The sequence below is a fragment of the Pseudomonas sp. HT11 genome, from assembly GCF_044875395.1.
In the GTDB taxonomy this organism is placed as follows: domain Bacteria; phylum Pseudomonadota; class Gammaproteobacteria; order Pseudomonadales; family Pseudomonadaceae; genus Aquipseudomonas.
Genome location: NZ_CP173217.1, coordinates 1485490 through 1498914, shown reverse-complemented (window position 1 = coordinate 1498914; position 13425 = coordinate 1485490). Strand labels below are relative to the sequence as shown.

The following is a 13425-nucleotide window of genomic DNA, read 5'->3' as shown; positions in this document are numbered from 1 at the left end:
ATGCTGCAATTCGAAAACGTTTCCACTTTTTACGGCAAGATCCAGGCCCTGCACAGCGTCAACGTGGAAGTGCGCCAAGGTGAAATCGTCACGCTGATCGGTGCCAACGGCGCCGGCAAATCCACCTTGCTGATGACTTTGTGCGGTTCGCCGCAGGCCCACAGCGGCAGCATCCGCTACATGGGTGAAGAGCTGGTGGGGCAACAGTCCTCGCAGATCATGCGCAAGAGCATTGCAGTGGTGCCCGAAGGCCGCCGCGTGTTCTCACGCCTGACTGTCGAGGAGAACCTCGCCATGGGCGGGTTCTTCACCGACAAGGGCGACTACCAGGAGCAGATGGACAAGGTGTTGCACCTGTTCCCCAGGCTCAAGGAACGCTTCAGCCAGCGCGGCGGCACCATGTCCGGCGGCGAGCAGCAAATGCTCGCCATCGGCCGTGCGCTGATGAGCAAGCCCAAGCTGTTGCTGTTGGACGAACCGTCCCTGGGCCTGGCACCGATCATCATCCAGCAGATCTTCGACATCATCGAACAGCTGCGCAAGGACGGTGTAACGGTGTTCCTGGTCGAACAAAACGCCAACCAGGCGCTGAAAATCGCCGACCGCGCCTACGTGCTGGAAAACGGCCGGGTGGTGATGCAAGGCACGGGTGAGCAGTTGCTGACGGATCCGAAGGTACGGGAGGCTTACCTCGGGGGCTAATACCATCCGGTTGCTGTATGAACTGGATCTAAATGTGGGAGCGGGCTTGCTCGCGAATGCGGTGTCTCAGTTAAGTTTCTATCGACTGACACCCTGCATTCGCGAGCAAGCCCGCTCCCACATTTGCTTTGTGTGACGCTTAAATTTTGCGTTTCTTGAAATTATTGTCGTCGGACTTGTAACGAAATTCGCCCTGCCGCCTCTAGTGGAGTAAGCAGGCAATCAAGCTCGCTACCTCAACCCACCGCAGGAGTTACACCATGACCACTAAACTGTCCGCCGCTACCCTGATCCTGGCCCTCGGCTCTGCTCTGAGCCTGTCCGCAATGTCCAACATGGCCCACGCCGACGACGCCAAGATGGACAAATGCTTCGGCGTCGCTGAAGCCGGCAAGAACGATTGCGCTGCGGGCGCCGGCACTTCCTGCGCCGGCACCTCGAAAGTCAAAGACCAGGCCAATGCCTGGAAACTGGTCCCGGCCGGCACTTGCGCTAAAACCCCAAGCTCCACCTCGCCGACCGGTTTCGGCCAGGCAGCCGCCTTCACCGCCAAGTCCTGAAACAGCCCGCAGCCTGAGTACTGATGATGACGCTTTTACCCCAACACACGGTCTCACCGGCTCAGGTGCCCGGCCTCCCCTATCGGGCCGGGCTGGGGCTGAAGACCGAGCACTTTATTGAAGTGCTCGAGACCTCGCCCGATATCGGTTTTTTTGAAGTGCACGCCGAAAACTACATGGTGGCCGGCGGGCCGTTCCATCACTACCTGGGGTTGATCCGCGAGCAGTACCCGCTGTCACTGCACGGCGTTGGCCTGTCCATCGGCGGCGAAGGCCCGCTCAACCTTGAGCACCTGGCACGGTTGGTCTTGCTGATCGAACGCTATCAACCCCACTCGTTTTCCGAACACCTGGCCTGGTCGAGCCACGGCCCGGTGTTTCTCAATGACTTGCTGCCCCTGGCCTACGACGCCGCCACACTGAACCGGGTGTGCGAGCACATCGACCAGGTGCAAAGCACGCTCAAGCGGCCGATGCTGCTGGAAAATCCGTCGACCTATCTGCAATTCGAGCGCTCCACCCTGGACGAAACGGACTTCATCAGCGAGGTCATCCGCCGCACGGGCTGCGGCCTGCTGCTGGACGTCAACAACGTTTATGTGTCGTGCATCAATCACCAGCGCGAGCCGCTTTCCTACATCGACGCACTGCCATTACACGCCGTCGGGGAGATACATCTGGCGGGTTTTGCCGAAGACACTGACAGTTTGGGCGATCGCCTGCTGATCGACGACCATGGCGCGCCCATCGATAACGCGGTGTGGCAGTTATACGAACAGGTACTCACGCGCACGGGCCCAATGGCCACGCTGATCGAGCGGGATAACCAGGTGCCTGCGTTCAGTGTGCTGCATGCCGAAGCTCAACACGCCGACTGGCATCTGTCGCAGGTGAACGTATGAGCCATCACGCTGCGTTTGCCGACGCCTTGATCGATCCCGACCTGGCGTGCCCCGACGGCCTGTTCAGCCGCAATGGCGCCGACCCGGCCAGCCGTTTTGCGGTGTATCGCAACAATGTCCACAGCGCATTGATCAACGCATTGGCGACCGCTTACCCGGTGACCTTGCAGTTGGTCGGCGATGAGTTTTTTCGCGCCATGGCCGGCGTGTTTGTACAGGCATGCCCGCCCACCAGCCCGCTGATGAGCGAATACGGCAGCGCGTTCGCAGGGTTTATTCAGGCCTTTGAGCCGGCGGCCAGCGTGCCCTACCTGGCTGACGTCGCAAGGCTCGAGCGCTTGCGGGTTTGCGCCTATCACGCGGCAGACACCCAGCCGCTTGACCAGCAAGCCATTCTCCAAACGCTGCAAGGCCAGACAGTCCTGGGCAACCTGCGCCTGCACCTGCATCCATCCCTGGCCACCCTGAATAGCGCTTATGCGGTGGTGGCCGTTTGGGCTGCGCACCAGACCGAAGGTGGCCTGGCCACCCTGAATCCCTGGCACGCCCAAAGCGCGCTGGTGTTACGCCAAGGCTTGGCGGTCAAGGTATTCGCCATCGACAGCGGCTCGGTCGCGTTCATCGACAGCCTGAATAACGGCGCGGCACTGGAGACGGCGGTGCAGCACGCGCTGGAAGCGTCGGCGCAGTTCGACCTGAACCAATGCCTGGCCCTGTTGATCAGCCACGACGCCATCACTCATTTGCACCTGGAACAAAAGGTATTGCCATGAACACATTCCCTTCGAGTCTGGTCAATCGGGTCATCGCACTGTTCGAGAAAATCCCCTACAGCCTGATCGCCTTTCTCGCACGATTTTCCATCGCGGCGGTGTTCTGGAAATCCGGGCAGACCAAGGTCGAGGGCTTTGCCATCGACTTGATCAGCGGCACGTTCCAATTCGGCGAGCCGCGTCTTGCGGCGTCCACACTGCCGCTGTTTCGCAGTGAATACCACGTGCCCTTGCTGTCACCGGAAGTCGCCGCGCACATGGCGGCGTTTGCCGAGCATTTCTTCCCGGTGCTGATCCTGGTGGGCTTTGCCACGCGGTTTTCAGCGCTGGCCCTGATCGGCATGACCTTGACCATTCAACTCTTCGTTTATCCGGACGCCTACCCGACCCACGGCACTTGGATCACCGTGCTGCTGCTGTTGGTCGCCAAGGGCCCGGGCTGCCTGTCCATCGACCATTTGATTGCACGCCGCTACCGCTGAAGACGGTCCAGGGCCTCGCCGCCGCGCTTGAACCAATCCACCAGGTAATCGGCCAGCACCTGGGTGCGACGCGGCAAACCACCCTGATACGGGTGAACCAGGTACATCGGCATGCTCCGCGTCTGATAATCGCGCAGGAGCCAGCGCAATCTCCCGTCAGCCAGTTCCGCGGGTAACACGTAGGACGGCAGGCGGGCGATCCCGGCGCCAACCAGTGCGGCCTTCTTCAACAGGTTGTAATGGTTGGAGGCAAAGGTGCCACTGACCCGTACTCGCAGCAGTTCGTGCTGCTGGTGATACAGCCATTCTTCACGCCCGCTGTAGTGGCTGTTGAGCAGGCAGGTGTGCGTTGCCAGGTCTGCCGGGGTCAGCGGCTCGCCGTGTTGCTCCAGGTAGGCCGGGCTTGCGCAGGTCATTTCATGCCAGGCCAGCAGCGGTTTGGCCACCAGGCGCTCATTTTCGGTGGCGCCGGAACGCACGCCCAAGTCAAACCCATCCCGCGCCAGGTCTCGATACCGGTTGTTCAATTCCAGTTCGATCTGCACCTGGGGGTACTGTTTGGAGAACTCCAGCAGCAAGCCATCGAAGAAGGTTTCTCCCAACGACACCGGAACCGTCATACGCACTGGCCCGGCCAAATCGTCCTTGAGCCGCGCCAATGCCTGACGGGCGCGTTCCACTTGGACCACCAACGCCTGAGCCTGGGGCAACAGCGCTGCACCGGCTGCGGTCAGGCTGAGCTTGCGGGTGGTGCGGTGCAGCAACACCACGCAAAACTGCGCCTCCAACTGGCTGATACGCTTGGACAATTGGCCCTTGCTGCACCCCAGCTGCTCGGCCGCGAGGGTAAAACTACCGGCTTCGATCAGAACGGCAAAGGCCGCCAGGTCATCCATCTCGCTCATGGATTGTTTCCATTTGAAAACCAAAGGTTGCCTATTAGCACGTTTATCCACCTGAAAAGCCACACTAGACTGAACCTTCACTTACCCGTGGAGGAACAGCACGATGAAAATTCTATTGATTGGCGCCAGCGGCACGGTCGGCTCGGCAGTCAAGGCAGAACTGGCTCAGCGTCACGACGTGATCAGCATCGGTCGCACACGCGGCGACTTTCAGGTGGATATCAGTGACAGCGCGTCGATCCGCAAGCTGTTTGAACAGACCGGCAAGTTCGATGCCCTGATCTGCGCGGCCGGTAGCGTGAATTTCGTGGCGCTGGGTGAAATGAGCGAAAGCGATTTTGAACTGGGCCTGCGCGACAAGCTGATGGGCCAGGTCAACCTGCTGCTGATCGGCCGCGAATATGCCAACGACGGCGCCTCGTTCACTTTCACCAGCGGCATCCTCAACCGTGACCCGATCCGTACCGGCGCCTCGGCCGCACTGGTCAACGGCGCGATTGACGCCTTCGTCAAAGCCGCGGCGATCGAATTGCCACGCGGCCTGCGGGTCAACGCCGTGAGCCCGACGGTCCTGCTGGAAGCCATGGGCAGCTATGCCCCGTATTTCCGCGGTTACAAACCGGCTCCGGGTGCCGACGTGGCACTGGCCTACGCCAAAAGCGTAGAAGGCTTGCAGACCGGTCAGACGTTTATCGTCGGCTGAATCCGGCGTCTGTCAGATTTGCCTGAAGCAGGGCGCTGGGGTTGTGGTGCGGCGTCAGCCTGCGTAACGTGGCGGCACTTGTTTGGAGACCCGATAAATGCGCGCCGCCCGTACCCTAGTTCTGTTTGCCCTGCTGCCTCTGTTCACCGCTTGCCAGATGTTCGAGAGCGAGCCGGCAAAGCCGTCTACCGCCGGGTTGACCCGCATGCAGGGTGAATTGACGGCCGTTGACGGCAAGCTGTTGTTCCAGCCTTGCGGTGACAAACGCAACTACGTGGTCAACGACGCCGGCGGCACCAGCATCCTGCAGGAAGCCGCCTCACTGGCTGGCCAACAGGGCGCATTGTTTGCCGACTTGCGCGGCAAGTTCTCCGGGGTTGCCACTGGCACCCAGGGGTCGGTAGAACTGCAACAGCTTTATCGCATGGAGCGTTCGACTTCGGCGTGCAACGACCCGGACTTCAAGCGCATGGTGCTGCGCGCCAATGGCCATAAACCCGCCTGGGCGATGAATGTGACCGCCAAGGGCATGGTGCTGGAGCGCGAAGGTCAGCCACCCTTGGCGGTGCCTTTTGTGGAAGAGCAACTGGGCGACGGCCGTTTCAACCTGATGACCGAAGCCAATAACCAGCACATCGAACTCTGGGTCGCGCCGCAGCGTTGCATCGACAGCGTCAGCGGTAGCCTGCAACACATGACCGCCGAATTGCGCGTCAACGGCCAAGTGCAGCGTGGTTGCGCGGCATTCGGCGGTTCTCGCGACGACTGATTCGGCCCAACGCTGTTTTAACGTGTCGGAAAACCGCCTTTGGGGCTTATAATCGCCGGTTTGCAAAACAGCCGGCCTTTTTGTCTGCCGCCTACCGGATCCCGTCATGTTACGAATCACCGAACTCAAGCTGCCCATCGACCATCCCGAAGAAGACCTGCGGCCTGCCATCGTGCAGCGCCTGGGCATCGCCAGTGATGACCTGCTCGATTTCACCCTGTTCAAACGCAGCTATGACGCCCGCAAAAAGTCGTCGGAGCTGTGCTTCATCTACACCATCGACCTGAATGTGAAAGGCGAAGCCGCCCTGCTGCTCAAGTTCGCCGATGACCGTAACGTCAACCCGGCGCCGGATGTCAGCTACAAGGTGGTGGGTCAAGCGCCGGAAGGCCTGGTCGAACGGCCAATCGTGGTGGGGTTTGGTCCGTGCGGGATCTTCGCCGGGCTGCTGCTCGCGCAGATGGGCTTCAAGCCGATCATCCTCGAGCGCGGCAAGGAAGTGCGCCAGCGCACCAAAGACACCTGGGGCCTGTGGCGCAAAAACGTGCTCAACCCCGAGTCCAACGTGCAGTTTGGTGAAGGCGGCGCCGGGACCTTCTCCGACGGCAAACTCTACAGCCAGATCAAGGACCCGAAATTCCACGGTCGCAAGGTCCTGCACGAGTTCGTCAAGGCCGGTGCGCCGGAAGAGATCCTCTACGTCAGCAAGCCGCACATCGGCACGTTCCGCCTGACCGGCGTGGTGGAAAACATGCGCCAGCAGATCATCGCCCTGGGCGGTGAAGTGCGTTTCGAACAGCGCGTTACCGATGTGCTGATCGAAGACGGCCAGCTGAACGGCGTGGTTATCGACGGTGGCGAGCAACTGCTCTCCAAGCACGTGATCCTGGCCCTGGGCCACAGCGCCCGCGACACCTTCCGCATGCTGCACGGGCGTGGCGTGTACATGGAGGCCAAGCCGTTCTCGGTGGGCTTCAGGATCGAACACCCGCAGTCGCTGATCGACGCGGCGCGCCTGGGCAAATACGCCGGGCATCCGAAACTCGGCGCGGCCGACTACAAGCTGGTGCACCACGCCAAGAACGGCCGCTCGGTCTACAGCTTCTGCATGTGCCCGGGCGGCACGGTGGTGGCGGCCACGTCCGAGCCGAACCGCGTGGTAACCAACGGCATGAGCCAGTACTCGCGTAACGAACGCAATGCCAACTCCGGCATCGTCGTCGGCATCACGCCGGAGGTGGATTACCCGGGTGGCCCGCTGGCGGGTATCGAGTTGCAGGAGCGCCTGGAGTCCCACGCCTACATCCTCGGCGGCAGCAACTACGAGGCCCCGGCGCAACTGGTGGGGGATTTCATCGCGGGCAAGCCGTCCACGGCCATCGGCAGCGTGGAACCGTCCTACAAGCCCGGTGTGTCGCTGGGTGACTTGGCCCTGGCCTTGCCGGACTTTGCCATCGAAGCAATTCGTGAAGCCTTGCCGGCATTCGAGAAGCAGATCAAAGGCTACTCGTTGCACGATGCGGTGCTGACCGGGATCGAGACGCGCACGTCCTCGCCGCTGCGGATTACCCGTAACGAGTCGATGCAGAGCTTGAACGTGAAAGGTTTGTTCCCGGCCGGTGAAGGTGCGGGTTATGCCGGTGGGATTCTGTCGGCGGGCGTTGACGGGATTCGGATTGCCGAAGCGCTGGCGCGGGATATGCTCGGCATCGAGGCCTAAGCACTCTGTTACAGCCGACCCCGATCAAAGGTGGGAGCTGGCTTGCCTGCGATGGCGGTGGTTCAGTCGATAAGTTCGGCGACTGAGACTCTGCCATCGCAGGCAAGCCAGCTCCCACATTGGTTTTTGCCGGTGTTCAGATGTTTGCGCGCAGGATTGTCTGCGGCAACGGCTCACCGCGTTCAACACTGGCCGCAACGGCCGCAATCAACCCGCTCAACGCATACCCTTGCCCGGCGAGCCACGCCTGATCGTAGTAAGTAGTGGCGTACCGCTCTCCCCCGTCACACAAAATCGCCACGATCGAGCCTGATTCCCCCGCCGCTTGCATCTGCTGGGCCGCCACCAAGGCACCGATCAGGTTAGTCCCGCTGGAACCACCGACCCGCCGCCCCAGACGCTCGGCCAGGTAATGCATGGCTGCCAGTGACAGCGCATCCGGCACCTTGACCATCGCATCAATCACCTTGGGCAAAAACGACGCCTCGACGCGTGGACGACCGATCCCTTCGATCCGCGAACCGCAATCCAGGCGCAAGCTGGCGTCGCCCGTCTGGTAATAGTCAAAGAACACCGAGCGTTCGGCGTCGGCGCACAGCACGCGGGTGCAATGCTGGCGATAGCGCACGTAACGCCCCAGGGTCGCGGTGGTGCCGCCGGTGCCAGGGCTGGAAATCAACCAGCTCGGCTCGGGGTAATGCTCAAAGCGCATCTGTTGAAAGATCGACTCGGCTATATTGTTGTTCGCCCGCCAGTCCGTCGCGCGCTCGGCATAGGTGAATTGGTCCATGAAGTGACCGCCACTTTCCTGCGCCAACCGCTCGGACTCGGCGTAGATCTGCGTCGGATCCTTCACCAGATGGCTCTTGCCGCCATAGAAGGCGATCTGGGCAATCTTCTCCTGAGACGTGGTGGCCGGCATCACCGCAATGAACGGCAGGCCAAGCAGGCGCGCGAAATACGCTTCCGAAATGGCCGTCGACCCACTGGAGGCCTCAATCACCGGCGCGCCAGGCTTGAGCCAGCCATTACACAGCGCGTACAGAAACAGTGAACGGGCCAGCCGATGCTTCAAGCTGCCGGTGGGGTGGCTGGACTCGTCCTTGAAGTACAACTCGATACCCGGCAACCCCGGCAACGGCAAAGGGATCAGGTGCGTGTCGGCGCTGCGCTGGAAGTCCGCTTCAATGATGCGAATGGCTTCGCGGGCCCAGGTACGGTGGTCGCTCATAAGGTGCGTCTCTAAAGATTTCAGCGCCAATTTTAGGGAGTTTCCTACACTGCACACAGATACAGTGGCGACTCAAATAGACACACAATTGCTAGGCTCTGGCGCAACGCCGACTCTGCCCGCCCCTTATAACAAATAAGAATATAACTTTTGTTTTAACAACTAACGGTACGGGTTAGGGTACCCACCTATTGAACCTGGATTGGAGAGCATCCCTTGCCTCTGCGTAGCACTTTCACCCGTTTCTTCCAGCTGGAAGCCGCCAGCGGTCTGTTGTTGATCGCCGCTGCGGCCTTGGCGCTGATCATCAACAATTCACCGTTGTCGCACCTCTACAACGCCTTTCTCGACGTACCAGTGGTGGCACAGATTGGCGCGCTGAAAATCGCCAAGCCTGCCCTGCTGTGGATCAACGACGGCCTGATGGCCTTGTTCTTCCTGCTGATCGGCCTGGAGGTAAAGCGCGAGCTGCTCGATGGTCACCTGTCCAAACCCTCGCAAGTGGTACTGCCGGGCGCCGCAGCCATTGGCGGCATGGTGGTGCCGGCGCTGATCTACTGGGCGATCAACAAGGACTACCCTGCCGCACTCTCCGGCTGGGCGATCCCCATGGCCACCGACATCGCTTTTGCACTGGGCGTGCTGGCCCTGCTGGGCAAGCGTGTGCCGGTGTCGCTGAAACTGTTCCTGATGACCCTGGCTATCATTGATGACCTCGGCGCAATCATCGTCATCGCCGTGTTCTACTCTGCGGACCTGTCCGGTGCTGCTTTGGCGGGTGCAGGCGCGTGCCTGATTGCCTTGATCGCGATGAACCGCCTGGGCGTGATCAAACTCGGGCCCTACCTGATCATCGGTCTGATCCTGTGGGTGTGTGTGCTCAAAAGTGGCGTGCACGCCACGCTGGCCGGCGTGACCCTGGCCTTCTGCATCCCGCTGCGCACCAAAAATGCCGAGCCCTCGCCCCTGAAGACACTGGAACACGCCCTGCACCCGTGGGTGGCCTACGCCATCCTGCCGCTGTTTGCCTTCGCCAACGCGGGCGTTTCCCTGGCCGGCGTGAGCCTGGAAAGCTTCACTCACCATGTGCCCATGGGCATCGCCGCCGGCCTGTTGATCGGCAAGACCATCGGCGTGTTCGGCCTCACCTGGCTCGCCATCAAGACCGGCCTTGCCGCGCTGCCCAGCGGCGCGAACTGGGGCCAGGTGTTCGGGGTGGCGATCCTGTGCGGTATCGGCTTTACCATGAGCCTGTTTGTCGGCTCACTGGCGTTCGTGCCGGGTGCCAGCGAATTCGCCGGGGAGGATCGAATGGGCATTCTGACCGGGTCGATCCTGGCCGCGTGTATGGGTTATGCCGTGACCGCGATGGCGAGTCGCAAGAAAGCCTAAGGGTTCTGAAGGCACCCAAAAGCCCCAATCGGTGAGCCCGATTGGGGTTTTTCTCTTTCTGAAGAGGACACTTGCCTCAAACGCCTAAAGACTTTGCGCGCGCCGCCGACTAGTGATTGTGTCGCTAGCACTGTTCCTGCCAGGGACACCCGCCGACACAGCTCTCCAACGCGTATCCAGCCCGAGCGAAAATCCCATGTTCCTGAGAAATATAAGAATCGCTGCCAGAGCCTTCATTGGCTTCGCAGCTATTGCGTCGCTGAGTGTGTTTCTCGGTCTGTTCGCCCTCAAGCAGATTGGCGAAGTCCAGTCCCAGGCTGCCGACATCCAGAACAACTGGATGCAGCGTGTCAGGATTCTGGCCCTGGCCAACGCGTCGCTCGACCGTTTTCGCTTGGGCGAAATGGCGCACATCCTGTCGGCAAGCGATGCGGAGATGCAGACCTATGAAGACAAATCCGCTGGCCGCCTGAAAAGCGTCAAGGAACAGCTGACCCAATATGCCGCGCTGCTACGCACATCCGAGGAAAAATCGCGTCTGGATGTGTTCAACCAAAGCCTGGATGCCTACGCGAAGAACCATACCGAAATGCTCAAGCGCTCGCGCTCGGGCGACAAAGCCGGCGCCCGCGACTTTCTCAACAGCATTAGAGAAAGCTACGAGCAGATGACCAAGAACTTCGACCAGTTGATCGACCTCGCCAACAAAGGCGCCGAACAGGCCGGCCAAACCTCCGTAGGCGCTTACCAACATGCGGTGAGCGGCATCACCATCGTCATTTTGCTGGTCAGTGCCGGCACAGTGCTGGTGGCCTGGTTACTGACCCGCAGCATTACCGGCCCCATCATTGAAGCGGTGCAGGTGGCCGAAACCATCGCCAAGGGCGACCTCACCCATCCCATAAACCCTACGGGCAATGACGAAGCCACCCGCTTGCTGCGGGCGCAAGAAACCATGCGAAACAACCTGGTGCAGACCTTGCGGCAAATCACCGGCTCATCCAGCCAGCTGGCCGCTGCGGCCGAAGAGTTGAATGCCGTCACCGCCGAGGGTAGCCGCGACCTGCAACAGCAACATGGCGAAATCGAGCAGGCAGCCACGGCCGTCACTCAGATGACCACTGCGATTGAGGAGGTTGCGCGAAACGCAGCATCGACCTCCGACCTGTCCCAGGAATCGCGCAGCATTGCGTTGAAGGGCCAACAGCGCATGGGCGAGGCATTGAATTCGATCCAGGCGCTGACCCGTGGGGTCGAGGTCAGCTCAGGGCAAGTTGGCGGCCTCGCCGAACAGGCTAAAGGCATCGGCAAAGTACTCGATGTGATCCGCACCATTGCCGAGCAAACCAACCTGCTGGCGCTTAACGCCGCCATCGAAGCTGCGCGTGCCGGTGAGGCCGGACGTGGTTTCGCCGTGGTCGCCGACGAGGTTCGTGCACTGGCCCATCGCACCGCCCAATCGACCCAGGAAATCGAGCAGATGATCGGCAGCATTCAGGCCAACACGGCCAGCACCGTCAACACCATGCTCGACAGCAGCGCCATGACTCAGCAAACCTTGGGGCTGGCGGAGCTGGCGCAACAAGCGCTGGCTGACATCCTGGCTGCCAACGATGAGATCAATGACCGCAACCTGGTGATTACCACGGCGGCGGCGGAACAAGCCGACGTTGCTCGAGCAGTCGATCGCAACTTGCTGAACATTCAGCAGCTGTCGATTCAGTCGGCGGAGGGCTCGACTCAAACGACTGCAGCCTCGCAATCCCTCGCCAGCCTGGCGCATGAGTTGAACACGATGGTCAAGCACTTCCAGGTTTGACGTCACGCAGCGTGCGCGGCACACCGCGCTTGCAATAAAAAACCCCAACCGATCACTCGGTTGGGGTTTTGTATTTCAGGGCCGGCGTTTAGCGAGTAACGCGGCTGGTACCGTCAACGGTCATGATGCGTACACGGTCGCCGATGCGGAAGATTTCATTTTCCTGCACGGCTTGTACATAGGCACGCATGCTGCCGTCGTCTTCGCGAACGGTGATTTCCACGCCTTGGGTGCGGGTCAGGCCTTCTTCGGTGGCCGAGCCCAGCAGGCCGCCGGCTACGGCGCCGATCACAGCGGTAACAATGCTGCCACGGCCGCCGCCGATGGCGCTGCCGCCAACGCCGCCGATCACGGCGCCAGCAGCGCCGCCGATTGGGGTCTTGGTGCCTTCGATTTTCACTGGACGCAGGGATTCAATGGTGCCCATGCGAACGGTCTGTACACGACGCGCCTCGTCACGGGAGTACGAGTCGCCGGTCAGACTCGAGGCGCAGCCACCCAACAGCAACGACAGGGTGGTAAAGCAGGCAACTAGTAAAACGGACTTACGCATAGCATCAACTCCAAAGGACAGGTATTCATTAGACGCTGCGGCTTGGCGCCTGTCACGGCGAGTACCGCAGAAAATTGCTTTCATTCAGCCTTAGTACAGACTGCCAGCACCAGAAAAATAGACGAACGGTTGCACTCAACTGTTCCGAAGAATGTCATGGACGCGTTCATCATTATTGTAGTCGCGCAGCAGCACACGCCGAAGACTTATGGATAAAGACTTCGCCGTGGCGGGCAACATTCGAACGAGGTGACGAAAGGTGAAACTCAGGGCGCGAGGCGCTCACGAGTCCACTCGCCGGCTTGCAGGCGGTAGTTGAGGCGATCATGCAGGCGACTGGCGCGACCCTGCCAGAACTCGATGCGCTCGGGCAGCAGGCGATACCCGCCCCAATGCTCAGGGCAATCGGGTTGGATGTCGCTGAAACGCTGCTCGGTGGCCTTTAGCAAGTCTTGCAGCTCTTCGCGATCACGGATGACCCGGCTCTGCGGTGACGCCCAAGCCCCAAGACGGCTGCCCAAAGGGCGGACCTGAAAATAAGCATCCGACTCTTCGGGCGTGACCTTGACCACCCGCCCTTCGATGCGCACCTGGCGCTCCAGAGTGGGCCAGAAGAAGGTCATGGCTGCAAACGGCTGTGCCGCAAGCTGTTCGCCTTTGGCACTCTGATAATTGGTGAAGAAGGTAAAACCCTGTGTATCCAGGCCCTTGAGCAGCAGGATACGACAGTGCGGACGACCGTCCTGGTCGACCGTGGCCAGAGTCATGGCATTGGCTTCCACCGGTGGCTGCTCGGTTTTCACCGCATCGGCAAACCACTGGTGGAACAATGCAAACGGCTCGCCCGGGGCCTGGGCCTCGCTCAAACCGTCCCGTGTGTAGTCACGGCGCATATCGGCCAGTGCCTGGGTCAT

14 protein-coding genes are annotated in these 13425 nt (G+C 60.8%); 10 read left to right on the top strand and 4 right to left on the bottom strand.

The window, feature by feature from the left end; genetic code table 11:
• The 5 genes from ABWL43_RS06720 (at position 1) to ABWL43_RS06700 (ending at position 3419) form a co-directional block, all read left to right on the top strand.
• Positions 1-702, top strand: a complete 702-nt coding sequence (locus ABWL43_RS06720) for an ABC transporter ATP-binding protein (protein WP_010212366.1) — start codon at positions 1-3, stop codon at positions 700-702.
• A 260-nt stretch (positions 703-962) separates the two neighbouring features.
• On the top strand, positions 963-1262 hold the full coding sequence (locus tag ABWL43_RS06715) for a DUF2282 domain-containing protein (protein ID WP_145162006.1): 300 nt from the start codon (positions 963-965) through the stop codon (positions 1260-1262).
• Positions 1263-1285: 23 nt separating this feature from the next.
• On the top strand, positions 1286-2164 hold the full coding sequence (locus tag ABWL43_RS06710) for a DUF692 domain-containing protein (protein WP_404487256.1): 879 nt from the start codon (positions 1286-1288) through the stop codon (positions 2162-2164).
• Positions 2161-2937: a putative DNA-binding domain-containing protein gene (locus ABWL43_RS06705; protein WP_404487254.1), complete on the top strand. Its 777-nt coding sequence runs from the start codon at positions 2161-2163 to the stop codon at positions 2935-2937. Before ABWL43_RS06710 ends, ABWL43_RS06705 begins: the two co-directional genes overlap by 4 nt.
• Complete coding sequence (locus tag ABWL43_RS06700; RefSeq protein WP_145161998.1) at positions 2934-3419, top strand: DoxX family protein; 486 nt, start codon at positions 2934-2936, stop codon at positions 3417-3419. The genes ABWL43_RS06705 and ABWL43_RS06700 overlap by 4 nt, the downstream gene beginning before the upstream one ends.
• On the opposite strand, the gene ABWL43_RS06695 is transcribed toward ABWL43_RS06700, so the two are convergent.
• Entirely contained in the window at positions 3410-4324 is a 915-nt protein-coding gene (locus ABWL43_RS06695) for a LysR family transcriptional regulator (RefSeq protein ID WP_404487253.1), read from the bottom strand. The genes ABWL43_RS06700 and ABWL43_RS06695 overlap by 10 nt on opposite strands.
• A 103-nt stretch (positions 4325-4427) precedes the next feature.
• Between ABWL43_RS06695 and ABWL43_RS06690 the strand changes: the two genes are divergently transcribed.
• The 3 genes from ABWL43_RS06690 to ABWL43_RS06680 all read left to right on the top strand — a co-directional run bounded on the left by ABWL43_RS06690 (position 4428) and on the right by ABWL43_RS06680 (position 7516).
• Entirely contained in the window at positions 4428-5027 is a 600-nt protein-coding gene (locus ABWL43_RS06690; protein WP_262209249.1) for a short chain dehydrogenase, read from the top strand.
• 97 nt (positions 5028-5124) lie between these two features.
• Positions 5125-5796, top strand: a complete 672-nt coding sequence (locus ABWL43_RS06685) for a COG3650 family protein (RefSeq protein ID WP_106577112.1) — start codon at positions 5125-5127, stop codon at positions 5794-5796.
• A 106-nt stretch (positions 5797-5902) separates the two neighbouring features.
• Positions 5903-7516 (top strand): NAD(P)/FAD-dependent oxidoreductase, encoded by a 1614-nt coding sequence (locus ABWL43_RS06680; protein WP_179606714.1) that lies wholly within the window; start codon positions 5903-5905, stop codon positions 7514-7516.
• A gap of 136 nt (positions 7517-7652) precedes the next feature.
• On the opposite strand, the gene ABWL43_RS06675 is transcribed toward ABWL43_RS06680, so the two are convergent.
• Positions 7653-8747: a PLP-dependent cysteine synthase family protein gene (locus ABWL43_RS06675; RefSeq protein WP_404487252.1), complete on the bottom strand. Its 1095-nt coding sequence runs from the start codon at positions 8745-8747 to the stop codon at positions 7653-7655.
• Between the two features lie 216 nt (positions 8748-8963).
• On the opposite strand from ABWL43_RS06675, the gene nhaA reads away from it, so the two are divergent.
• Entirely contained in the window at positions 8964-10139 is a 1176-nt protein-coding gene (nhaA, locus tag ABWL43_RS06670; protein WP_145161981.1) for a Na+/H+ antiporter NhaA, read from the top strand.
• Positions 10140-10335: 196 nt separating this feature from the next.
• A complete protein-coding gene (locus ABWL43_RS06665; RefSeq protein WP_242194245.1) occupies positions 10336-11958 on the top strand; it encodes a methyl-accepting chemotaxis protein in 1623 nt (540 codons plus the stop codon).
• 88 nt (positions 11959-12046) lie between these two features.
• On the opposite strand, the gene ABWL43_RS06660 is transcribed toward ABWL43_RS06665, so the two are convergent.
• Positions 12047-12511 carry a glycine zipper 2TM domain-containing protein gene (locus tag ABWL43_RS06660; RefSeq protein ID WP_003189251.1) on the bottom strand — a complete coding sequence of 155 codons (465 nt, stop codon included), beginning with the start codon at positions 12509-12511 and terminating at the stop codon, positions 12047-12049.
• 266 nt (positions 12512-12777) lie between these two features.
• A complete protein-coding gene (gene pdxH / locus ABWL43_RS06655) occupies positions 12778-13425 on the bottom strand; it encodes a pyridoxamine 5'-phosphate oxidase (RefSeq protein ID WP_106577117.1) in 648 nt (215 codons plus the stop codon).

What these genes read in the sequence shown, in the direction of transcription:
- ABWL43_RS06680 (WP_179606714.1), top strand. Translation starts at nt 5,903, where the DNA reads ATGTTACGAATCACCGAACTCAAGCTGCCCATCGACCATCCCGAAGAA.
- ABWL43_RS06705 (WP_404487254.1), top strand. Translation starts at nt 2,161, where the DNA reads ATGAGCCATCACGCTGCGTTTGCCGACGCCTTGATCGATCCCGACCTG.
- ABWL43_RS06665 (WP_242194245.1), top strand. Translation starts at nt 10,336, where the DNA reads ATGTTCCTGAGAAATATAAGAATCGCTGCCAGAGCCTTCATTGGCTTC.
- ABWL43_RS06690 (WP_262209249.1), top strand. Translation starts at nt 4,428, where the DNA reads ATGAAAATTCTATTGATTGGCGCCAGCGGCACGGTCGGCTCGGCAGTC.
- ABWL43_RS06715 (WP_145162006.1), top strand. Translation starts at nt 963, where the DNA reads ATGACCACTAAACTGTCCGCCGCTACCCTGATCCTGGCCCTCGGCTCT.
- ABWL43_RS06720 (WP_010212366.1), top strand. Translation starts at nt 1, where the DNA reads ATGCTGCAATTCGAAAACGTTTCCACTTTTTACGGCAAGATCCAGGCC.
- ABWL43_RS06660 (WP_003189251.1), bottom strand. Translation starts at nt 12,511, where the DNA reads ATGCGTAAGTCCGTTTTACTAGTTGCCTGCTTTACCACCCTGTCGTTG.
- pdxH (WP_106577117.1), bottom strand. Translation starts at nt 13,425, where the DNA reads ATGACCCAGGCACTGGCCGATATGCGCCGTGACTACACACGGGACGGT.
- ABWL43_RS06675 (WP_404487252.1), bottom strand. Translation starts at nt 8,747, where the DNA reads ATGAGCGACCACCGTACCTGGGCCCGCGAAGCCATTCGCATCATTGAA.
- ABWL43_RS06695 (WP_404487253.1), bottom strand. Translation starts at nt 4,324, where the DNA reads ATGAGCGAGATGGATGACCTGGCGGCCTTTGCCGTTCTGATCGAAGCC.
- ABWL43_RS06700 (WP_145161998.1), top strand. Translation starts at nt 2,934, where the DNA reads ATGAACACATTCCCTTCGAGTCTGGTCAATCGGGTCATCGCACTGTTC.
- ABWL43_RS06710 (WP_404487256.1), top strand. Translation starts at nt 1,286, where the DNA reads ATGATGACGCTTTTACCCCAACACACGGTCTCACCGGCTCAGGTGCCC.
- ABWL43_RS06685 (WP_106577112.1), top strand. Translation starts at nt 5,125, where the DNA reads ATGCGCGCCGCCCGTACCCTAGTTCTGTTTGCCCTGCTGCCTCTGTTC.